Origin of the sequence: Phenylobacterium sp. J367 (assembly GCF_024699985.1) — a bacterium.
Lineage (GTDB): Bacteria > Pseudomonadota > Alphaproteobacteria > Caulobacterales > Caulobacteraceae > Phenylobacterium.
The window spans coordinates 4,463,055-4,482,531 of record NZ_JAJONA010000001.1 but is presented as its reverse complement, the minus strand read 5'-3'; the positions used below and the strand labels follow the sequence as shown (position 1 = coordinate 4,482,531).

General features: G+C 71.5%; 19 protein-coding genes and 1 pseudogene. 13 read left to right on the top strand and 7 right to left on the bottom strand.

Annotated features, from left to right (window positions below; genetic code table 11):
• The first annotated feature begins 4 nt into the window (after positions 1 to 4).
• Positions 5 to 820: a crotonase/enoyl-CoA hydratase family protein gene (locus tag LRS04_RS23870; protein WP_257818547.1), complete on the top strand. Its 816-nt coding sequence runs from the start codon at positions 5 to 7 to the stop codon at positions 818 to 820.
• A 226-nt stretch (positions 821 to 1,046) separates the two neighbouring features.
• Positions 1,047 to 2,333 carry an amidohydrolase family protein gene (locus LRS04_RS23865; protein WP_257818546.1) on the top strand — a complete coding sequence of 429 codons (1,287 nt, stop codon included), beginning with the start codon at positions 1,047 to 1,049 and terminating at the stop codon, positions 2,331 to 2,333.
• A 28-nt stretch (positions 2,334 to 2,361) separates the two neighbouring features.
• Here the strand turns inward: LRS04_RS23865 and LRS04_RS23860 are convergent, their stop codons facing one another.
• Together LRS04_RS23860 and LRS04_RS23855 are read right to left on the bottom strand one after the other, a co-directional pair.
• Positions 2,362 to 2,634 carry a hypothetical protein gene (locus LRS04_RS23860; protein WP_257818544.1) on the bottom strand — a complete coding sequence of 91 codons (273 nt, stop codon included), beginning with the start codon at positions 2,632 to 2,634 and terminating at the stop codon, positions 2,362 to 2,364.
• Between the two features lie 193 nt (positions 2,635 to 2,827).
• A complete protein-coding gene (locus LRS04_RS23855; protein ID WP_257818543.1) occupies positions 2,828 to 3,589 on the bottom strand; it encodes an SDR family oxidoreductase in 762 nt (253 codons plus the stop codon).
• An 85-nt stretch (positions 3,590 to 3,674) separates the two neighbouring features.
• Here LRS04_RS23855 and LRS04_RS27270 point away from each other — a divergent pair.
• Both LRS04_RS27270 and LRS04_RS23850 read left to right on the top strand, forming a co-directional pair.
• Positions 3,675 to 4,022, top strand: a pseudogene (locus tag LRS04_RS27270) (TonB-dependent receptor); the annotation flags it as partial.
• Between the two features lie 211 nt (positions 4,023 to 4,233).
• Positions 4,234 to 5,676 (top strand): TonB-dependent receptor domain-containing protein, encoded by a 1,443-nt coding sequence (locus tag LRS04_RS23850; protein WP_308238219.1) that lies wholly within the window; start codon positions 4,234 to 4,236, stop codon positions 5,674 to 5,676.
• On the opposite strand, the gene LRS04_RS23845 is transcribed toward LRS04_RS23850, so the two are convergent.
• The 3 genes from LRS04_RS23845 to LRS04_RS23835 form a co-directional block, all read right to left on the bottom strand.
• The gene (locus LRS04_RS23845) at positions 5,666 to 6,481 is read right to left on the bottom strand and encodes an arylamine N-acetyltransferase (RefSeq protein WP_257818541.1); all 816 of its coding nucleotides are present in this window, start codon (positions 6,479 to 6,481) and stop codon (positions 5,666 to 5,668) included. The genes LRS04_RS23850 and LRS04_RS23845 overlap by 11 nt on opposite strands.
• Before the next feature lie 31 nt (positions 6,482 to 6,512).
• Positions 6,513 to 7,724, bottom strand: a complete 1,212-nt coding sequence (locus LRS04_RS23840; RefSeq protein ID WP_257818540.1) for an LLM class flavin-dependent oxidoreductase — start codon at positions 7,722 to 7,724, stop codon at positions 6,513 to 6,515.
• Between the two features lie 61 nt (positions 7,725 to 7,785).
• Positions 7,786 to 8,844: a DNA topoisomerase IB gene (locus LRS04_RS23835; RefSeq protein ID WP_257818539.1), complete on the bottom strand. Its 1,059-nt coding sequence runs from the start codon at positions 8,842 to 8,844 to the stop codon at positions 7,786 to 7,788.
• Positions 8,845 to 8,913: 69 nt separating this feature from the next.
• On the opposite strand from LRS04_RS23835, the gene LRS04_RS23830 reads away from it, so the two are divergent.
• The 6 genes from LRS04_RS23830 to LRS04_RS23805 all read left to right on the top strand — a co-directional run bounded on the left by LRS04_RS23830 (position 8,914) and on the right by LRS04_RS23805 (position 14,487).
• Positions 8,914 to 9,741, top strand: coding sequence for a 23S rRNA (adenine(2030)-N(6))-methyltransferase RlmJ (locus tag LRS04_RS23830; RefSeq protein WP_257818537.1), 828 nt, complete (start codon positions 8,914 to 8,916; stop codon positions 9,739 to 9,741).
• Positions 9,742 to 9,808: 67 nt separating this feature from the next.
• On the top strand, positions 9,809 to 10,465 hold the full coding sequence (locus LRS04_RS23825; protein WP_257818536.1) for a hypothetical protein: 657 nt from the start codon (positions 9,809 to 9,811) through the stop codon (positions 10,463 to 10,465).
• Positions 10,462 to 11,022: a sugar transferase gene (locus LRS04_RS23820; RefSeq protein ID WP_257818534.1), complete on the top strand. Its 561-nt coding sequence runs from the start codon at positions 10,462 to 10,464 to the stop codon at positions 11,020 to 11,022. The genes LRS04_RS23825 and LRS04_RS23820 overlap by 4 nt, the downstream gene beginning before the upstream one ends.
• A gap of 70 nt (positions 11,023 to 11,092) precedes the next feature.
• Positions 11,093 to 13,231 (top strand): AsmA family protein, encoded by a 2,139-nt coding sequence (locus LRS04_RS23815; protein ID WP_257818533.1) that lies wholly within the window; start codon positions 11,093 to 11,095, stop codon positions 13,229 to 13,231.
• Positions 13,232 to 13,298: 67 nt separating this feature from the next.
• Positions 13,299 to 13,805, top strand: a complete 507-nt coding sequence (locus tag LRS04_RS23810) for a cytochrome c (RefSeq protein ID WP_257818532.1) — start codon at positions 13,299 to 13,301, stop codon at positions 13,803 to 13,805.
• Between the two features lie 4 nt (positions 13,806 to 13,809).
• Positions 13,810 to 14,487 (top strand): cytochrome b/b6 domain-containing protein, encoded by a 678-nt coding sequence (locus LRS04_RS23805; protein ID WP_257818529.1) that lies wholly within the window; start codon positions 13,810 to 13,812, stop codon positions 14,485 to 14,487.
• Positions 14,488 to 14,619: 132 nt separating this feature from the next.
• Here LRS04_RS23805 and LRS04_RS23800 read toward each other — a convergent pair whose 3' ends face one another.
• Positions 14,620 to 14,952 (bottom strand): hypothetical protein, encoded by a 333-nt coding sequence (locus LRS04_RS23800; RefSeq protein WP_257818527.1) that lies wholly within the window; start codon positions 14,950 to 14,952, stop codon positions 14,620 to 14,622.
• 296 nt (positions 14,953 to 15,248) lie between these two features.
• On the opposite strand from LRS04_RS23800, the gene LRS04_RS23795 reads away from it, so the two are divergent.
• Both LRS04_RS23795 and LRS04_RS23790 read left to right on the top strand, forming a co-directional pair.
• Positions 15,249 to 15,884 (top strand): hypothetical protein, encoded by a 636-nt coding sequence (locus tag LRS04_RS23795; protein WP_257818526.1) that lies wholly within the window; start codon positions 15,249 to 15,251, stop codon positions 15,882 to 15,884.
• Positions 15,885 to 15,943: 59 nt separating this feature from the next.
• Positions 15,944 to 17,119 carry an L-lactate dehydrogenase gene (locus LRS04_RS23790; protein ID WP_257818525.1) on the top strand — a complete coding sequence of 392 codons (1,176 nt, stop codon included), beginning with the start codon at positions 15,944 to 15,946 and terminating at the stop codon, positions 17,117 to 17,119.
• On the opposite strand, the gene LRS04_RS23785 is transcribed toward LRS04_RS23790, so the two are convergent.
• A complete protein-coding gene (locus LRS04_RS23785; RefSeq protein ID WP_257818524.1) occupies positions 17,031 to 18,131 on the bottom strand; it encodes an acyltransferase in 1,101 nt (366 codons plus the stop codon). The genes LRS04_RS23790 and LRS04_RS23785 overlap by 89 nt on opposite strands.
• Positions 18,132 to 18,231: 100 nt before the next feature.
• Between LRS04_RS23785 and LRS04_RS23780 the strand changes: the two genes are divergently transcribed.
• Positions 18,232 to 19,419, top strand: a complete 1,188-nt coding sequence (locus LRS04_RS23780) for a glycosyltransferase (protein ID WP_257818522.1) — start codon at positions 18,232 to 18,234, stop codon at positions 19,417 to 19,419.
• Positions 19,420 to 19,477 lie beyond the last annotated feature (58 nt).

Below are 19,477 nucleotides of genomic sequence, written 5' to 3'. Positions count from 1 at the left end.
TTCGATGAACGACCGCGTGAAGGTGGATGTGCAGGACGGCGTCGCCGACGTCCGGATGATCCGCACCGACAAGATGAACGCCCTCGACAACGCCATGTTCGAGGCGCTGGTGCAGACCGGCGAGGCGCTGAAGGCGCGATCCGACGTGCGCGCCGTGGTGCTCTCCGGCGAGGGCCGCGCCTTCTGCGCCGGCCTCGACATGGGCAGCTTCGGCCAGATGGCCTCGGGCGAGCGCCAGGGCGGCAACCGCACGGTCGAGGAACTGACCAAGGGCCGCACGCCGGCCGGCGCCAACCGCGCCCAGCAGTGCTGCTATGTCTGGCGGGAGATCCCGGTGCCGGTGATCGCCGCGGTGCACGGCGTGGCCTTCGGCGGCGGCTTCCAACTCGCTCTGGGCGCCGATATCCGCATCGTCGCGCCCGACACGAAGCTGGCGGTTCTGGAGATCAAATGGGGCCTGGTGCCCGACATGGCCGGCATCGTGCTGATGCGCGGCCTGATCCGCGACGACGTGGCCCGCGAGCTCACCTGGAGCGGCCGGATCTTCTCGGGCGAGGAGGCGGCGCAGATGGGCCTCGCCACCCGCGCCAGCCCCGACCCCCTGGCCGAGGCGCTGTCGCTGGCGCGCGACATCGCGTCCAAGAACCCGCACGCCATCCGGGCCGGCAAGCGCCTGCTCAACCTCGCCCAGTCCGACGCCGGCATTCCCGAGATCTTCCTGGAGGAGACCCGCGAGCAGGTCGCGCTCATCGGCTCGCCGAACCAGGTCGAGGCGGTGATGGCCAACATGCAGAAGCGCGAGCCCAACTTCGCGGACTAAACCTCCTCGCCCGCGCCGGAGGCGTGGGAGAGGGCAGGGTGAGGGCCGGCTGGGACCTCTCCGCCACTCCGGACGAGAGCTCGAGGGCCCTTGGACTCTCATCGGCGGAGCACGCCTGCACGAGCCGCCCCTCACCCTACCTCTCCCCACGCTTCGCGTCGGGAGAGGAGAGCTTGACCATTGGCCGCCCCGGAAAGCACGCTCGCTTGGTGTCGGGGGACGGATCATGAAGCTTTCCAGCCTGGTCGCCGCGTTGTCGGCGATCGCCACCATGGCGTCGGCCGAGACCGTCCATGTGCGCGCCGGCCGGCTGGTCGATCCGGAGGCGGGCCGCGTCCTCGCCGACCAGCTCGTCACCGTGGTCGATGGCCGGGTGACGCGGGTCGCGCCCTATGCGCCGCCGGCCGGCGGCAAAGTCGTGGACTGGTCGGCCTACACGGTGCTGCCCGGCCTGATCGACCTGCATACCCACGTCGCCGACGGCTTCGCGGGCACCGAGGACCCGGCGGAGGCGCTCAAGCACTCGGCCGCCGAGAGCGTGCTGAAGGGCGCGGAGGTCGCGCGCCTGACCCTGCACGCCGGCTTCACCTCCGTGCGCGACGTCGGCGTCTATCGCGGCCTGAACGACGTGGCGCTGCGCAACGCCATCGACGCGGGCTGGGTCGAGGGGCCGCGGATGAAGGTGGCCGGCGGCTACATCACCGTGCCGGGCGGCGGCGGCGCGGTCACCGGCCTGCCGATCGACGTGGCGATCCCGCCGGACTTCCGGCTGGGCGAGGTGCGCAGCCCGGAGGAGGCCCGGGAGAAGGTGCGGTTCCTCTTCCAGCAGGGCGTCGACTTCGTGAAGCTGATCGGCACCGGCGCGGTGCTGGCCATGGGCTCGGAGCCGGGCCAGCTCGAGCTCACCGAGGCCGAGATGAAGGCCGCCTGCGACGAGGCCAAGCTGCGCGGCGGCTACTGCGCGATCCACGCCCACGGCGCCGAGGGGATCAAGGCGGCAATCCGGGCAGGCGCACGGACCATCGAGCACGCCAGCCTGATCGACGACGAGGGCATCGCGCTGGCGAAGCAGCGCGGCGTCTTCCTCGACATGGACATCTACAATGGGGACTGGATCGACCAGGAGGGCCGCAAGGCCGGCTGGCCGGCCGAGTACCTGCGCAAGAACCTGGAGACCACCGAGGCCCAGCGCGAGGGCTTCCGCAAGGCGGTGAAGGCCGGGGCGCGCGTCAGCTACGGCACCGACGCGGGCGTCTATCCGCATGGCCGGAACGCCCGGCAGTTCGCCTACATGGTGCGCTACGGCATGACGCCGATGCAGGCCATCCAGTCGGCGACGACCGTGGCCGCCGAGGTGATGGGGGAGGGCAAGAACGTGGGGGCCCTGAGCCCCGGCCGCTTCGGCGACATGGTCGCGGTGAAGGGCGATCCCCTGGCCGACATTCGGGTGCTCGAGGACGTCGCGGGCGTGATCAAGGGCGGGGTGGTGGTGAAGGCGCCGCCGGCGCCCTGATCCGAGCGCCGGCGGCGGCCTGAGACGCCTACTGGGCGGCGGCCAGCGTCGTGGACGCCGGCGCGGCGGCGAACTGCTGCATCGTCTTGGCGACGGTCAGCTTCACGCAGGCGCGCTGGTGCTCGTAGGGGAAGCTGGCGCCGATGCTTTCGCGGGCGCAGAGCACGCGGGCGGCCCTGGAGACCTCGGCCTGGACCTGCTCGGTGGACTTGCCGGCGGTGGCGACGCGGATGGACTTGGCGGCGGCGGGCGCGGCGACGGCGAAGGCCGCGACGGCGGCCAGGGTGACGATACGGATCATGTTTCGATTCCGGATTGAGGTTGCGACCAACCCCTTTCACGGCGTTCCCCTTCGAGCCTGGCCGGAACTGACGTGGCCTTGGGCTCCATCGGGCTGAAGCACGAATCCCGCTTGGTGATCAACGATCACGTTGCGTCACTTACGATTTTTTCCCGACTGCCTGAACGGAGGGCGCCGCGAGTACGACGCGGAGTCAGCCGCGCCCGATGAACGGCATCTTGGTGGCCATCACCGTCATGAACTGCACATTGGCCGAGAGCGGCAGGCCGGCCATGTAGAGCACCGCGTCGGCCACCGCCTGGACGTCCATCACCGGCTCCGGCGCGATCGACCCGTCGGCCTGGGGCACGCCCTTGGCCATGCGGGCGGTCATCTCGGTGCCGGCGTTGCCGATGTCGATCTGCCCGCAGGCGATGTCGTAGGGCCGTCCGTCCAGCGACGTCGAGCGGGTGAGGCCGGTGATCGCATGCTTGGTGGCGGTGTAGGCGACCGACCGCGGGCGCGGGACATGGGCCGAGATCGAGCCGTTGTTGATGATCCGCCCGCCCATGGGGTCCTGGGCCTTCATCAGCCGGAACGCCGCCTGGGTGCACAGGAAGGCGCCGGTCAGGTTGATGTCGACGACGCGCTTCCAGGCGTCGAGGGAGAGGTCCTCCAGGGGCGCGGGCGGCGCGCCGGTCCCGGCGTTGTTGAAGAGGAGGTCGAGCCGGCCGAAGCGGGCCCGCGTGGCCTCGAACAGGCGGCCGACCCCCTCCGCGTCGGCGACGTCGGTCGGGACCGGCATCGCCCAGTCGGCGGCGTCGCCGGCCAGGGCGGCCGTCTCCTCCAGCGCCTCGGCCCGGCGTCCGGCGAGGCTTACCGACCAGCCGTTCGCCAGGAGCGCGAGCGCCACGGCCCGGCCGATGCCGGAGCCCGCGCCGGTGACGATGGCGACCTTGCCGCTTCCCGAAGACATGGTTCTGAAATAGCGGCGCAACACCCCTTTGGCCAATGGCCCGGCGCAGGCTAATTGCCCGTCAACGATAAGGGGGAAGACCAGTATGGCTGAGTTGCCGCCGCCGCCCACCGACGTGGAAGTGGTCATCGTCCATCCGCCGAGACTGAACCCCCTGGGCGGCGAGGCTGTGTTCAGCGCGGTGCAGATCGGTCCCGAGATCCTGAAGGTCACGCCCAGGCTCGACGACGCCCTGAAGCGCGCGCCCGGCGTTTCACTCTTCCGGCGCACCGGCAGCGTCGCGGCCAACCCGACGACCCAGGGCCTGTCGCTGCGCTCCATCGCCCCGTCGGGCGCCGGCCGGGCGCTGGTCACCCTCGACGGCGCGCCGCAGAACGATCCCTTCGGCGGCTGGGTCATCTGGACGGGCCTGCCGCCCGAGGGCCTGGACGGCGCCTCGATCGTCCGCGGCGCGGGCGCGGGCCCGTACGGCGCCGGCGCGCTCACGGGCGTCGTCGCCCTGCAGGAGCGGGGGCGCCGGGCAGGGCCTCGCCGCCCTCGACGCCTCGGCCGGCGAGGACGAGAGCTACCGTTTCGCGGCCTCAGGCGGCCTGGCCGGCCTGCTGGTCACCGGCAGCGCCGAGAGAAGCGACGGCTACACGCCGGTGCGCGGCCCCCGGGCCGGCGCGGCCGATCAGCCGCTCGATCTGGAGACCCGGTCCATCGCGGTCCGCGGCCAGCACGAGGTGGCGGGCGCTCAGGCCGCTGTCCGGCTCGCCGCCTTCCAGGAGAAGCGCGGCGCGGGCCTGGTGGGCGCGCGGTCGAACGCCACAGGGACCTCGGCCACCGTCACGCTCGCCCGGGCGCCGGAAGCGGGCGTCGGCGGCTGGCGACTGCAGGGCTGGGTGCGCGGGAGCGATCTGGAGAACACCTCGGTCGCCGTGGCCGCCGGCCGCGCCTCGACCACGCCGGCCAACGACCAGTACGCCACGCCGGCCATCGGCTACGGCTTCAACGCCGCGCTCCAGGGGTGGGCGGGCGACATCGCCTGGGAGGCGGGCGCCGACATTCGCCTGACCGATGGCGAGGTGCGCGAGCGGTTCCGCTTCATGAACGGGACCTTCACCCGCAAGCGCCTGGCCGGCGGCAAGACGGTGGTCGGCGGCGGCTATGTCGAGGGCGTCCTCGACCGCGGGCCCTGGCTGGTGACGGGCGGCGTCCGCTTGGACGGTTGGAAGTCCTCCGACGCCGTACGCCGGGAGTGGGACCTGCAGACCGGGGCCGCCACCCTTGACCAGACCACGCCGGATGCATCGGGCACGACGCCGACGGCCCGCTTCGGCCTCCGCTACGAGGTGGCGGACCAGATCTTCGCCCGCGCCGCGGCGTACGGCGGCTTCCGCCCGCCGACGCTGAACGAACTGCACCGGCCGTTCCGGGTCGGCAACGACATCACCGAAGCCAATCCGCGCCTGAAGCCGGAGACGCTGCAGGGCGTTGAAGCGGGCCTCAACGGAGAGGGCGCAGTCCGGTGGGCGGCGACCGTCTTCTACAATCGCATCGAGGACCCGATCGCCAACGTCACCATCGGCATCGGGCCGGGGACCTTCCCGACCGCGGGCTTCGTGCCGGCCGGCGGCGTGCTGCGCCAGCGGCAGAACGCCGGCGAGATCACCGCCTGGGGCTTTGAGGGCGAGGGCTCGGGCGAGCTCGCCGCCGGCTTCGGCTGGCGCGCGGCGCTCTCCTACACCGACGCCGAGGTGGACGGCGGGGCGTCCGCGCCGCAGCTCACCGGCCTCCGGCCGGCGCAGACTCCGAGGCTGACCGTCACCGGCGGCTTCGACTGGCGGCCCATGGACCGGCTGAGCCTGAACGCCGACGCCCGCTACGAGAGCGACCGCTGGGAGGACGACCTCAACACCCGCAAGCTGGGCGCCGGCGTCGTCGTCGACGCCCGAGCCGGCTGGCGCGTGGGCCGCGACAGCGAGGTCTATGTGGCCGCCGACAACCTCTTCGACGCCGAGCTGGAGGTTGGCGAGACCGCCGACGGGGTGGAGAGCTATTCCCAGCCGCGGACCCTCCGGATCGGCTTCGCGATCAGGCGCTGACGCCGAACAGCGCCTCGTGCCGCGCGCAGATACGCGGCCAGAGGCCGGCCGCCTCCGGCAGGTCGAGGCCGAAGCGTTCGGCGAGGACGGCCACATACTCGTCCGCCGAGCCGACCAGGCGCGTTTCCACGCCGCCGGGCCGGACCTCGCGCAGGGACCGGCCGCGCATCTGCAGCAGCAGGCCGCCGGGCCGCCAGCGCTGGACCACGGCGTTCAGCACGAAGTTGCTCTCCGGCGCGCTCTGCAGCCACTGACACCGCTCGACCAGCTTCGCGGGCGGCGCCGGTGTGAGCTGGAAGTCGTAGGTCGGCGCGCCGCCTTGCGCATGGTTGTGGAAGCGCCACCAGCCGTCGCCGAGGTCCTCAAGGCGAAAGTCGAACCCGTCCGCGCTGAGCGGCGCGGCGGCGAGTGGGAAGGGATCCGGGCTGCCGTCGCCGAAGCCCACGTCGGCGATCCACGGGCCCTCCGGCAGGCGGACGAGCAGCACGAGATGGTTGCCCACCTGCACGTCGCCGACCACCTGGCGCATCACCCCGCCGGCCAAGCGTGTCACGTCGAACCCGATGGCGGTGAGCGCCTCGCCGAGGACGCCGTTCATCTCGTAGCACCAGCCGCCGCGGCGACGGCCGACGATCTTCTCGACGGCGGCGGCCGGGTCCGGCGTCACCGGCCGGCCGAGCTGGACGTCCAGGTTCTCGTAGGGGATCGCCAGCAGGTGGGCGCGGTGCAGCGCCTTCAGCGTCGCGAGGTCGGGCCGGGCGTCGCCTGTGAAGCCGATCCGGTCGAAGTAGGCTGCAAGGTCCATGACCAGGTGATAGGGCGAAGCCCGGCCGCCGTCAGCCGGCCTTCGGCGGCGCCTGGCCGGTGATCAGCTCGACGATCTCGGGCCGGATGTTGCCCGCGCCCTTCTCCATCATGTGCTGGACGATCCGCGCGCCGACGGCGTTGCGCACCTCGGTGGTGAACTCGGCCTTGTTCTCGCCGACCCAGCTCATCGAGGCCTCGCGGTTCACGTTGAGCTGCTGGAAATGCGGGAAGACGTAGCGGGCGACGAGCTCGTAGCTGCGCTTCTTGCGCTCCCACGGCGCCCAGTTGTGGTCCATGAACAGGAACGCCCCGAACCCCGAGCTCTCGTCCACGAGCTGCTGCAGGCGCTTCACGCAGTCGTCTGGGGTGCCGATGACCGCGAGGCCCGTGTCGATCATCGCCTGCACGGGATCGTCGCCCTCCGGCACGATCGGCAGGTTGGCGATCTCACGGAAGTAGTAGATCCACTTGTCGAGGCCGAAGCGGACGTCCTCCATCGCCTGCTCACGGGTCTCGGCGATGTGCATGGGGCCGACGAGGCGCCAGGCGTTGCGGTCCATGGTCTGGCCGTGCTCGGCCGCCTGCTCGCCCGCGATCGCCCAGTTGGACGCCAGCGCGTTGAAGCCGGCCGTCGACGTCGCGCCGAGCGACAGCAGGCCCAGGCCGTGCCGGCCGGCGGCCCGCGCGCCGGTGGGTGAGACCTGGCTCGCCACCGCCATCTCCATCGACGGCCGGGAGTAGGGCGTCATCTGAAGGCGGGCGTTCTTGAGTTCGAACCAGTCCGAGGAATGGGTCACCTCCTCGCCGCGCATCAGCCGGACCAGCACGCCCAGGGCCTCGTCCATCCGGTCCCGCTGCTTCTGGACCGGTATGCCCATCATGAAGGCGTCGGAGACGAGGGCGCCAGGACCGACGCCGAACATCACCCGGCCGCGGGTCATGTGGTCGAGCTGGTTCATCCGGTCGGCCAGCATCATCGGGTGGTGGTAGGGTAGGGAGGCCACGCCGGTGCCCAACTTGATGTGCCTGGTTCGCTCGGCGGCGGCGGCGATGAACACCTCGGGGCTGGCGATCAGCTCATAGCCCGCAGAGTGGTGCTCGCCGATCCAGGCCTCGTCATAGTCCAGCGCGTCCAGGTGCTGCACGAGCTCCAGGTCGCGCTGGATCGCCAGCGTCGGGTTCTCGTCCACCGGGTGGAACGGCGCGATGAAGGCGCCGAAGCGCAGGCGGGCCGGCAGCATGACGGTAAGTCCTCCCCCTCGTTCTTGGGTGGGGACGATACCGGCGTTCCGTCAGGTAAGACTAGCGGCGCGCCTTCTGGGCGATCTCCTCCTTCACCTCGTCGCGCGCGGTCTCCAGGAACTTCAGCACGGCGAGCTCGAAGGCGCGGCTGTCGCCGCCACCCTTCAGCGGCAGGGCGCCGCTCTCATAGGCTTCCAGCACCACCGGGTGGATGTAGGCGCTGCGGCAGACGGCCGGCGTATTGCCGAGCACGCCGGCCACCGCCTTCACACAGGTGTTGATGTTGCGCTTGGCCTCGGTGGGCGAGCCGCATTCCGGCAGCATCACCAGGCCCCGCGCCGCGGCCAGGGTGCCAGCCCAGGTACGGAAGTCCTTGGCCGAGAAGTCCTCGCCCAGCACCTCGCGCAGGTAGGCGTTCACATCGGCGGACTCCACGACCCGCTGCTCGCCGTCGTCGTCGATGTACTGGAAGAGCCGCTGGCCGGGCAGGTCCTGGCAGGCCTTCACCACCCGGGCCAGCCGGCGGTCGTTGAAGCCGGTCTGGTGGACCTTGCCGCTCTTGCCGCGGAATTCGAAGACCGCCTTCGACGCGCCGATCCTGGCGTGGCGGTCCCGGAGCGTCGTCAGGCCGAAGCTCTTGTTCTGCTTGGCGTATTCCTCGTTGCCCACGCGGATCAGGGTCTTCTCCATGACCCGAATGACCGCGGCCAGGACCTTCTCGCGGGGGAGGCCGCGCAGGCCGAGGTCCTCGTCCACGCGCTTGCGAAGCCGGGGCAGGGCGCGGCCGAAGGCGATGACGCGGTCGTACTTGTGGGTGTCGCGCACCGCCCGCCAGCCGTCGTGATAGCGGTACTGCTTGCGGCCCTTGGCGTCCCGGCCGGTGGCCTGGATGTGGCCGTTGGCCCTGGGACATATCCAGACGTCGGTCCAGGCCGGCGGAATGGCTAGCTTCCGGATGCGCTCGAGCGTCTTGTCGTCCGTCACGGCCGAGTCGTCGGGCTTGCGATAGTTCCAGCCGCTGGCGGACGCCTTGCGGCGGGTGATGCCCGGATCGGCGTCGGAGACGTAGCGGAGGCCCGCGGCCTCCACGTCCTCGAGCTCGGGCGTGGTGTCTGACATGTCCCTGGCCATCCTGGCCGCGCAACGTGGTATGGCGCAGCCGGGTTCCTCCCGCCCTCCGGAGCACACTTGAACTACCGCCACGCCTTCCACGCCGGGAACTTCGCCGACCTCGTGAAGCACGCCGGCCTGCTGCAGCTCCTCTCGCGCCTGGACGACGAGCCGCGGCCGCTGACCGTGATCGACACCCACGCGGGCCGCGGCCTCTACGATCTCGCCGGCGCCGAGGCGAGGAAGTCCGGCGAGGCCGAGGCGGGCATCGTGCGGCTGATGGCGGCGAAGGACGCGCCGGGCGCCTTCCAGCCGCTGATCGGCGAGCTGGAGCGGCTGAACGGCGGCGGGCCTGCGCGACGCTATCCCGGGTCGCCGTGGCTGATCGCCGATGCGCTGCGGCCTAAGGACAGCTACCTCGCCTGCGAGCTCCGGCCCGACGAGCACGGCGCGCTGAAGAGCCTGCTGAAGGACAGGGCCAACGTCCGCACGCTCTGCGACGACGGCTTCCAGGCGGCGATGGCGGCCGCGCCGCCCTCCGGCCGCGTGCTGGTGCTGATCGATCCACCGTTCGAGCGCGCCGACGACTACGCCCGCATCGTCGAGACCGTGGCGGGGGTCCGGCGGAAGAACCGCGAGGCGGAGGTGATGATCTGGCTGCCGCTCAAGGACCTGGAGACCTTCGACGCTTTCCTGCGCGACCTGGAGGACGCCGTGGCGGCGCCGCTGCTGGTGGCCGAGACCCGCATGCGGCCGCTGACCGACCCGATGAAGATGAACGGCTGCGCCCTGGTCTTCGTGGGCGCGCCGGAGGGGCTGGCGCCCGAGCTTGAGGCGATCTGCGGCTGGACCGCCCGCGCCTTGGGCGACAGCGGGGAGGCGAGGGTCTACACGCTATCGTCATAGCAATTTCGCAACTGCGAGAAGGCGGCCGTGTTATATTGCATCGCACAATTGGATGCAGGAGCACGCCATGTCCGAGAGCGAGATCCGGGAGATTTCCGCCACACCCTTGTCGACCCAGCTGATGGTCGGCGCGGTCTCTCCGCTGTGGGGCTTTTTCGCCGGCGCGGCCGCCGGCGGCGTGGCCTTCTGGTGGGCGACCCGCTGGGCCCAGGCCACCAACCTGGAAGCTCTTTGGGGAAGACGACTGCAGGACGCCGCGCCCGAGCCGATGGCCGAGGAGACCGCGGTCGCCCTGATGGCCCTCGAGCCGGTGCTGGCCATCGCCGAGGCGGTGGAGGAGCCCCTCAAGGAGCTCATCGCCGAGGCCGAAGCCGCCGCCGAGGCGGTGGCCGAGACGGCCGCGGAGACGGTGGCGGAAGCGCTGCCGGAGCCAGAGGCGGTCATCGAGGCGGCGGCTGAGTCGCTGATCGAGGCGACGCCTGAGCCGCTCGTTGAGCCCGAACCGATCCTGGAGTCCATCGTCGAGGCGGCGCCCGAGGCGGCGTCGGAGCCCGCCTCGTTCGCCCCGCCGGAGGCGCCGGCGCCCGAGCCGGTCGTCGAGGCCGCCCCGGTCGAGGCCCCCCAAGGCCCGCCGCAAGCCGGTCACCTCCACCGAGCCGCCGGCCGAACCCGCGGCCGAGTAGCTTGGCGGCGCCGCCCGGCGCGCTCTAGAACCGCCGGGTGAAGCGGCTGATCGACATCGCGGGCGGACTGGCGGGCCTGGTGGTCTTCTCGCCCGTCTTGCTGGCCATCGGCCTTGCGGTGCGCCTGGAGAGCCCGGGCCCGGCCCTGCACTGGTCGAGGCGGGTGGGGCGGGAGAACCGCCTCTTCCCGATGCCCAAGTTCCGCACCATGCGGATGGGGACGCCCGACGTCGCCACCCACCTGCTGAGCGACCCGGACCAGTGGATCACGCCGCTTGGCCGTTTCCTGCGCCGGACCAGTCTCGACGAGCTGCCGCAGTTCTGGAGCGTGCTCATCGGCGACATGAGCCTGGTCGGCCCGCGGCCCGCGCTCTTCAATCAGGACGACCTCGTGGCGCTGCGGACGGCGCACGGGGTCCATCGGCTCCGGCCCGGGGTCACGGGCTGGGCCCAGGTGAACGGGCGCGACGAACTGCCGATCCCGGAGAAGGTTCGCCTCGATCGGGAGTACCTGGAACGCCGCTCGCTCGCATTCGACCTGGCGATCCTCCTTCGGACCCTGAAGGCCGCCGTCTCGGGCCGGGGCGTAAGTCATTAGGCTTTGAGCGGAACTGGACCGTGGGGCTTCGGCGTTTCCGCACCTAGGCCCGAGCCGAGGAGCCAGCCCCGTGTCCAACGAAGCGTTCCAGAATCCGGAACCCGGAAAGCGCCGCGGCGCCCGCCGCGCCGACGCCGGGCAGCGCCGGCCGCTGCAGCGCGCCGGGACCTGGACGCGTGAGCACTGGCAGGCCGCGCGCGCGCGCGTTGCCGCCACGCAGATCAAGAAGCCCAGCCCGAAGACGATGAAGATCGCCGGGGGCGTGCTGGCGGTGATCGCCGTCGCCGTCGCCATCCTCATCGCCATCTGGGACTGGAACTGGTTCCGCGGCCCGGTCGCCCGCTACGCCTCGGCCCGCATGCACCGGGAGGTGCAGATCAACGGCGATCTCGACGTGCACCTGTGGTCCTGGACCCCAAGCGCCACGGTGCGCGGCATCCGCATCGCCAACCCCGACTGGGCGCCGGACAAGCGCGCGATGGCCGAGATCGACCGGATTGTCGTCCAAATCCGCCTGCTTCCGCTGTTCAAGGGCGACGTGGACCTGCCGCTCCTGCAGTTCGACCGGCCGACCGTCAGGCTCTACGCCGACGCCCAGGGCCGCAAGACCTGGGACTTCTCGGACGGCCGCAGGCCGCAGGAGCCGATGCGGCTGCCGCCGATCCGCAACTTCGTCATTAACGACGGCAAGATCGACGTGCGCGAGGTTCAGCGGAAGCTCACCTTCACGGGTACGCTGAATGCCGCCGAACGGCTGGGCGGGGCCAACGCGGGCTTCGCCATGGTCGGCCAGGGCGCTCTCAACCGCCAGCCGTTCAACCTGCGCGTCACCGGCGGGCCGCTGCTGAATATCGACAAGGACGTGCCCTATCCGTTCGACGCCTATGTGCGCGCCGGCCAGACGGTGATCACCGCCCGCGGCGCCGTGCCCGAGCCGTTCGACCTCGGCCAGTTCGCCATGAACGCCTCGGTGCGCGGCCCGGACATGTCGGATCTCTACGGCCTGACCGGCATCGCGCTGCCCAACACGCCGCCCTACAACCTCCGCGGCCGCCTGGTCCGCGACGGCCAGGTGTATCGCGTCACGGGGCTGAACGGGCGGGTCGGGGACAGCGACCTGGCGGGCGTGGTCAGCGTCGACGCAGGCCGCGAGCGGCCCTACCTGAAGGCCGACCTAACCACCCGCAGCCTGGACTTCGACGACCTCGGCGCGCTCTTCGGCGGCGCGCCGGCCACCGGGGCCGGCGAGACGGCCTCCGCCGACCAGGCCGCGGTCGCCCGCGAGCTGAACGCCGAGCAGCGGCTGTTCCCGGATTCCACCCTGGCGGTCGACCGCATCCGCGCCATGGACGCCGACGCCACCTGGAAGATCGCCTCGATCCGCGATGCGCCGGTCCACCTGCGCGCGGCGTCCGTGACCATGAAGCTGGATGACGGACTGCTCCGCGCCGACCCCCTGCGCCTTGACCTGCCGCAGGGCCAGGTCACCGGCCACGTGCAGTTGAACGCCCGCAGGGCGACGCCCGTCACCGACCTCGACCTTCGGCTCGCCAACGCCCGCGTCGAGCAGCTCATCCCGATCGGCGCCAAGGACGGCCCGCTGCCGCTCACCGGCTCCCTGGTCGGCCGCGCGCGCCTCACCGGCGAGGGCAACAGCGTCCACAAGGCCTTCGCCAACGCCGACGGCGAGGTGATGGTCGTGATCCCCAACGGCGACATCCGCGAGGCCTTCGCCGAGCTGCTGGGGGTCAATGTCGTCAAGGGCCTGGGCCTGCTGCTGTCCAAGGACCAGGACAAGGTGCCGGTCCGCTGCGGCGTCGCCCACTTCACCACGACGGACGGCGTCATGCGCGCCAACCGGATCGTCTTCGACACCAAGCCGGTGGTGGTCACCGGCTCGGGGACCGTGAACCTGGCGACCGAGCGGATGGACTTCCGCCTGCAGGGCCAGCCGAAGGAGTTCCGCCTGCTGCGGGTGATGCTGCCGGTCACCGCAAAGGGGCCGATCCGCCAGCCCAGCCTGGGCGTCGAGCCCGGGAAGGCGATCGCCCAGGGCGGCGTCGCCGTGGCGCTGGGCTCGCTGCTTTCGCCCTTGGCCGCCATCCTGCCGTTCGTGGATCCCGGCCTCGCCAAGGACGCGAACTGCCAGGCGCTGCTGACCCAGGCCTCCGCCGAAGGCGCGCCCGTGAAGTCCGCCCGAGCCCGTTGACGCGCGGATGACGCCATCGTCAACTCGGCCGCCGCCGGCTGGGCGTGCGGAACGAGGGAGCAGCGCGATGAGCGGCAGGTTGAGCAGGTTCGTGGTGGTCGGAGCGGCGCTCGGCGTCGGGCTCGCGGTCGCCGGGACGGGCGCGCTGGCGCACAACACCCACGGCGAGACCGCCACGACCCCGGGCGCCAGGGCCGCGCTCGCGCGCCACGACAATTTCGAGAAGGTGGGCGCCACCTTCAAGCGGCTCAACGACGAACTGCGGAAGGGCGACCCGGACAAGGCGGTGCTCACCCAGAGCGCCGGCCAGCTCAAGACCTACGCCAGCCAGCTCCCGACCTGGTTCCCGCGCGGCTCGGGCCAGGAAGCCCGGCCGAAGAGCGAGGCCAAGGCCAACATCTGGAGCGACGCCGCCGGCTTCACCGCCGCCGCCTCCAACCTCCAGGTGCAGACCTCGAAGCTGCAGCAACTGGCCCAGGCCGGCGACGTGGACGCCCTGAAGGCCCAGGTCCGCGCGACCGGCGGCGCCTGCAAGGGCTGCCACGACAAGTACCGCGTCCCCAAGGAGTCCTGAGCCCGTGAGCGAGGTTCCTGAAACCCAGGTCGCGGCGCGGCTGTGGGACGTTCCCGTGCGCCTCGTGCACTGGGCGCTCGTCCTGCTGATCGGCTTTTCCTGGTGGGCCGCCGAGACCGACCGGCTGCAGTGGCACCGGTGGAGCGGCTACGCGATCCTCGGCCTGGTCTTCTTCCGCCTGCTGTGGGGGATCTGGGGATCGCGCACCGCCCGCTTCTCGAGCTTCCTGAAGGGCCCCGGCGCCTCGCTCGCCTATCTGAAGTCGCTGGGTTCCCGCGCGCCCGCCGACGCCCCGGGACACAACCCGGTAGGCGCCTGGAGCGTGGTGGCGATCCTCGCTGTGCTGATCTTCCAGGTGACGACGGGCCTCTTCGCCGTGGACATCGACGCCTTCGAGGCCGGACCGCTCTCCGACCGGGTCAGCTTCGAGACCGGGCGGGCGATCTCCGAGCTGCACGAGGCCAGCTTCACGGTCCTGCAGGTCCTGGTCGCCGTCCACGTCGTGGCGGTCTTCTGGTACCTGATCTGGAAGCGCTCGAACCTGATCGGCGCCATGTTCACCGGTCGCCGGAAGCTGTCCGCCGACCCGGGGGTCACCTTCGCCCCCTGGTGGCGCGTCCTGGCGACCGCCGTCGTGGCCGCAGCGGCGGCATGGGCGCTGTCGAGGGGCCTGAGGTTCTGATCACAAGTTCCTCCCCATCGGGGGGAGGGGGGACCACGAAGTGGTGGAGGGGGGGGCCGCTCAAACGTCTGAGCTGACCCCCTCAGTCAGCTTCGCTGACAGCTCCCCCGAAGGGGAGCAATTTTGGTCAACTCACCCCGCCTCGGCGGCTTCGCGGAGCGACTTCAGCCAGGCGTCCTCGCGGGCCTTCTCGGCGTCGCGCAGGGTCTGTTCGGCATCGCGGACCGCTTGGTCGTGCTTGCGCCACTCCGACACCGCGCCCTCGCGGGCGGCGCGGGCCGATTCCAGGGTAGGATAGCGCGCCAGCACCGCGCGCACGGAGTAGTTCACCGGCGGCCCGACCGTCTCCCGGTCCGGGTAGAAGCCGGTGATCGAGTCGCCGGATTCGCTCTCGATGTGGAAGACGTCCGCCCAGCCGGCATGATGGCGCATCAGGGCCCAGGGCCGTTCCATCCGTTCGCTCACCGAATTCTCCTCGAAGTGATTTCAAAGCTCGGCCGCAGGCTACTCCGCGGCGCCGCTGGCTCCAACGCCGGGGAAGCGATTTTGGCTTCCGTTCCGCAAGGCCAACGTGGCAGCTTCCCGGGATTGCCCAAGTCCATTCTTTCCCGACCATTTCTTTGAAGAGTTTTCCGGTTTGTCCCAGATCGTGATCGGCCGCCAGTTCTGCGGCCCGCCCAACTCCGGCAACGGCGGCTATGTGTGCGGCGTCCTCGCGGCCCCCTATCGAAGGCCCGGCGACGGCGGTCCTGCGCGCCCCGGTGCCGCTCGACATCGGCCTCGACCTGGCGGTCCAGGACGGCGCGGTCGTCATCACCGGCGAGGGCGGCGCCCTGATCGGCCAGGGCCGCGCTTCGGAAGGCGCCGAACTGCCCGAGGCGCCTGCGCCGATCAGCCTGGACGAGGCGCGCGCGGCCGGCGCCCGGCACATCGGGCTTTCGCAGCGGGTCCACCCGATCTGCTTCACGTGCGGGACAGAGCGGGGCGCGGGCGACGGCCTGCGGGTCCTGGCCGGTCCGGTGGAGGACCGCGAGGCCGGCGTCGTCGCCGACGCCTGGACGCCGCACGAGGCCTTCGCCGACGCCGACGGCCTGACCCGCCTGGAGGTCGTCTGGGCGGCGCTGGACTGCCCGGGCTACTTCGCCTGGGTGGAAAAGGAGGGCCGCCACGGGGCTCTGCTCGGCACCATGACCGCCGAGGTCCTGCGCCGGCCGGCGGCGGGCGAGCCGTGCGTGGTCCTGGCCTGGCCGATCGCCCGCGAGGGCCGCAAGGAGACGGCCGGCGTCGCGCTCTACAGCGCGTCTGGCGAGCTGATGGCCCGGGCCCACCAGGTCTGGATCGTCATGGGCCCCCGGCCGCCGATCGCCCAGCCCGCGACGGAAACCGCTTCCGCCTGATTCCTCTTTGGTTTGGGCGCGAGGCGCGGCACCTTCCCGCCAACAAAGGGGGAGGAGCCATGCGCGCGGCGTCGGTGTCGGACTTTCGGGAGCTCGCGCGGCGCAGGCTGCCCCGCATCTTCTTCGAGTACATCGACGGCGGCTCCTACGCCGAGGAGACGTTGCGCCGGAACGTCGCCGACCTGGAGGCCATCGCGCTGCGCCAGCGGGTGATGCGCGACATGACCGAGCTCGACATGGGCGTCGAGGTGTTCGGCCAGAAGCTCTCCATGCCCGTGGGGCTGGCGCCGGTCGGCATGTCGGGCATGTATGCCGCCCGGGGCGAGGTGCAGGCAGCCCGCGCGGCCCAGGCGGCCGGCATCCCATTCTGCCTCTCCACCGTGGGCGTCTGCTCGCTGGAGGAGGTGACCCAGGGCGCCCAGGCGCCCTGGTTCCAGCTCTACATGCTGAAGGACCGCGGCTTCATGCGCGAGCTGCTGGGCCGCGCAAAGGATCTCGGCTCTCCGGTGCTGGTCTTCACCGTCGACCTGCCGGTGCCGGGCGCGCGCTACCGGGATGTCCGTTCCGGCTTCACCGGCGGAACGGCGCTGCAGGCGGCGCTGACCCAGGCCTGGGACGGCGTCACCCATCCGTCCTGGACCTGGGACCTGTTCACCAGGGGCAAGCCGCACACGCTCGGCACGGTGGCCAGCGCCGTCCAGGGCAGCCGACGGGTCACGGACTTCCTCTCGTGGATCTCCCGCAACTTCGACCGCTCGGTCACCTGGAAGGACCTCGACTGGGTCCGTGAGACCTGGGACGGACCCATCGTCGTCAAGGGCGTGCTCGACGCGGAAGACGCCCGCGACGCCGTGAAGGCCGGAGCGCAGGGACTGGTGGTCTCGAACCACGGCGGCCGCCAGCTCGACGGCGTGCGCTCCTCGATCTCGGCCCTCCCGCGGATCGTCGACGCGGTCGGCGACGACCTGGAGGTGCTGATGGACGGCGGGGTCCGCTCGGGCCTCGACGTGCTGAAGGCGCTGTCGCTCGGGGCGAAGGCCGTCCTGCTCGGCCGCGCCTGGGCCTACGCCCTGGGCGCGGGCGGCGAGGCCCAGGTGACCCGGATGCTCAACATCATCCGCTCCGAGCTGGCCGTCGCCATGATCCTCACGGGTTGCCGGTCGGCGCGGGCGGCGGGACGGGAGCTGCTGGACGGGATCGATGTGCCGTCCGTCGCGAACCGAGCCCGGTCTTGAAGAGGCCCATCAGCGGCTTCTCGACAAGGTGGTATGTGATCAGCCCGGCGACGACGCCGGCGATCAGGCCCCCCGCCAGGATCAACGCCGGCGAGGCCAGGCCGGCCATGTCGAGGAGACGGACCACGGCCGAGATCGCCAGCCCGTGGACCAGGTAGAGGGAATAGGAGGCGTCGCCCAGCGCCTGCAGCGGCTTCAGGCGCGGCACGGTCCCGTTGCGCTCGATGGCGACGGCGCCGGCCACGAGGGCGAGCGCCGGCAAGCCCCAGATCAGGAAGCGCGCCCGCTCCACGTCGATGCCTGAGAAGCCCGCGACGGCGAAGCCGATCAGGCCGGCGAAGACGAGCGCCCAGCCTGCGCGGACGCCCGGCAGGCGGTCCTCGGCCCAGGCCTTGCCGAGCCAGATGCCGGCGCCGAACTCCAGGAGCAGCGGGTTGGTATAGGTCGCCCAGACCGGGTTCGTCACGTCGCCCAGCGGCCGGATCGCGACGAGGGCGACCAGGGCGGCGCTGACCAGCCAGGCGCGCAGCCGGACCGGCGCCATCAGCCCGAAGGCGAACAGGACGTAGAAGAACATCTCGTAGTTCAGCGTCCAGCCGGGGATCACCAGCGGGGCGATCAGGCCGGTGTGGTCGCGGTAGGGGACGAAGAACAGCGACTTCACCACCGCTTCGGCCGTCACCTGCATGGCCGGGAAGATCCAGGGCGCGGCCAGGGCCACGCCCACGACGAGCAGCGTCAGGCCCCAGTAGAGCGGCACGATCCGCTGCACCCGGCGGATCAGGAACTGACCGGGCGAGGGCGGCTTCCCGCAGGTCACCACCCACATGATGAAGCCGGAGATCACGAAGAAGACGTCGACCCCCGCGGCGCCCGTGCCGAAGTGGCCGCCGGCCCGCTCGGCCGCGTGGTAGATCAGCACCCCGAAGGCCGCGAAGCCGCGCAGGTACTGGATGGAGCGCACCTCGGCGGGCGGACGCCGAAGCTCGGTCGCAGGCCGCAGTTCGACCACGGAACCCCCTGGGTAAAGACCATCGTGAAGCTTGTGCCTCCAAACGGTCGCTCGCGCGTTTGGCTCCCGACCGATTGCTCAAGCTCAGCAGGGGCCGCCCTTGAAGCTCGCCTATTTCGTCCATGACCTGGCCGATCCCGCCGTCACGCGCCGGGTGCGGATGCTCGTCGCGGGTGGGGCCGAGCCGGTGGTCCTGGGCTTCCGGCGCACGGAGACCGCGCCGGAGACGGTGGCGGGCGTCCCGGCTATCGACCTCGGGCGCACCTATGACGCACGCATGGGCCAGCGGGCCAAGGCGACGGCGCTGGCCGCGCTCGGCGCCGGACGGTTCCGTGACGTGCTCGCGGGCGCCGAGGTGGTCGTCGGCCGCACGCTGGAGGCGCTGGCCGTGGCCGAGGCGGCGCGCACGCTCTGCGGGCTGAAGGCGCGGCTGGTCTATGAGTGCCTCGACATCCACCGCCTGATGCTGGGCGAGGGGACCAAGAGCCGGGCGATGCGGGCCGTCGAGCGCGCCCTGATGCGCCGGGCGGACCTGCTGGTGGTGAGCTCGCCGGCCTTCCTCGATCATTACTTCCGGCCCCGGCAGGGTGTGGGGACGACGCTGCCCCTCGAGACCCTGCTGGTGGAGAACAAGCCTCTGGAGCTGGACGGCGCGCATCCGGCGAAGCGGCCGCCGCCGCCCGCCGGGCCGCCCTGGCGCGTGGGGTGGATGGGGGCGATCCGCTGCCGCAAGAGCCTCGACATCCTGACCGACATCGCCACGCGCCGGCCCGACCTTCTTGAGGTCCGCATCCACGGCCGGCCGGCCTATACCGAGTTCGCCGACTTCGACGCCCAGGTGGCCGCAGCGCCCGGCGTGCAGTTCCTGGGGCCCTATACGGCCCAGGAGCTGCCAGCGATCTATGGCGACGTCCATTTCAGCTGGGCCTTCGACTACATGGAGGAGGGGCTGAACTCCGCCTGGCTCCTGCCCAACCGGCTCTACGAGGCGCCCCGCTACGGCGCCGTGCCCGTGGCCCTCGCGAGCGTCGAGACCGGCCGATACCTCGCCCGGCGCGGCGTCGGCGTCAGACTCGACGATCCCCGCGACCTGGAGGCCTTCCTGGAGCGCCTGACGCCGGCCGCCTACGCCCGCCTGCGCGCCGAGGTCGACGCCGTTCCCGCCGCTGACCTGATGGCCGACGAGGCCGATTGCCGGCGGCTGGTGGAGGCATTTTCGCGACGCGGCGAGATTCCGCTCCAGCCAAGCTTCGATCCGGCGGAACCCTATCGGGCAGAGGCTGTTTAGGGGCCGACACGCGTAAGCCTCGCTTAACCGTGTCGCTGGTCAGAGTGCAGGTTCCTTC

What these genes read in the sequence shown, in the direction of transcription:
- LRS04_RS23835 (WP_257818539.1), bottom strand. Translation starts at nt 8,844, where the DNA reads ATGTCAGACACCACGCCCGAGCTCGAGGACGTGGAGGCCGCGGGCCTC.
- LRS04_RS23845 (WP_257818541.1), bottom strand. Translation starts at nt 6,481, where the DNA reads ATGGACCTTGCAGCCTACTTCGACCGGATCGGCTTCACAGGCGACGCC.
- LRS04_RS23810 (WP_257818532.1), top strand. Translation starts at nt 13,299, where the DNA reads ATGAGCGGCAGGTTGAGCAGGTTCGTGGTGGTCGGAGCGGCGCTCGGC.
- LRS04_RS23840 (WP_257818540.1), bottom strand. Translation starts at nt 7,724, where the DNA reads ATGCTGCCGGCCCGCCTGCGCTTCGGCGCCTTCATCGCGCCGTTCCAC.
- LRS04_RS23790 (WP_257818525.1), top strand. Translation starts at nt 15,944, where the DNA reads ATGCGCGCGGCGTCGGTGTCGGACTTTCGGGAGCTCGCGCGGCGCAGG.
- LRS04_RS23860 (WP_257818544.1), bottom strand. Translation starts at nt 2,634, where the DNA reads ATGATCCGTATCGTCACCCTGGCCGCCGTCGCGGCCTTCGCCGTCGCC.
- LRS04_RS23865 (WP_257818546.1), top strand. Translation starts at nt 1,047, where the DNA reads ATGAAGCTTTCCAGCCTGGTCGCCGCGTTGTCGGCGATCGCCACCATG.
- LRS04_RS23855 (WP_257818543.1), bottom strand. Translation starts at nt 3,589, where the DNA reads ATGTCTTCGGGAAGCGGCAAGGTCGCCATCGTCACCGGCGCGGGCTCC.
- LRS04_RS23825 (WP_257818536.1), top strand. Translation starts at nt 9,809, where the DNA reads ATGTCCGAGAGCGAGATCCGGGAGATTTCCGCCACACCCTTGTCGACC.
- LRS04_RS23870 (WP_257818547.1), top strand. Translation starts at nt 5, where the DNA reads ATGAACGACCGCGTGAAGGTGGATGTGCAGGACGGCGTCGCCGACGTC.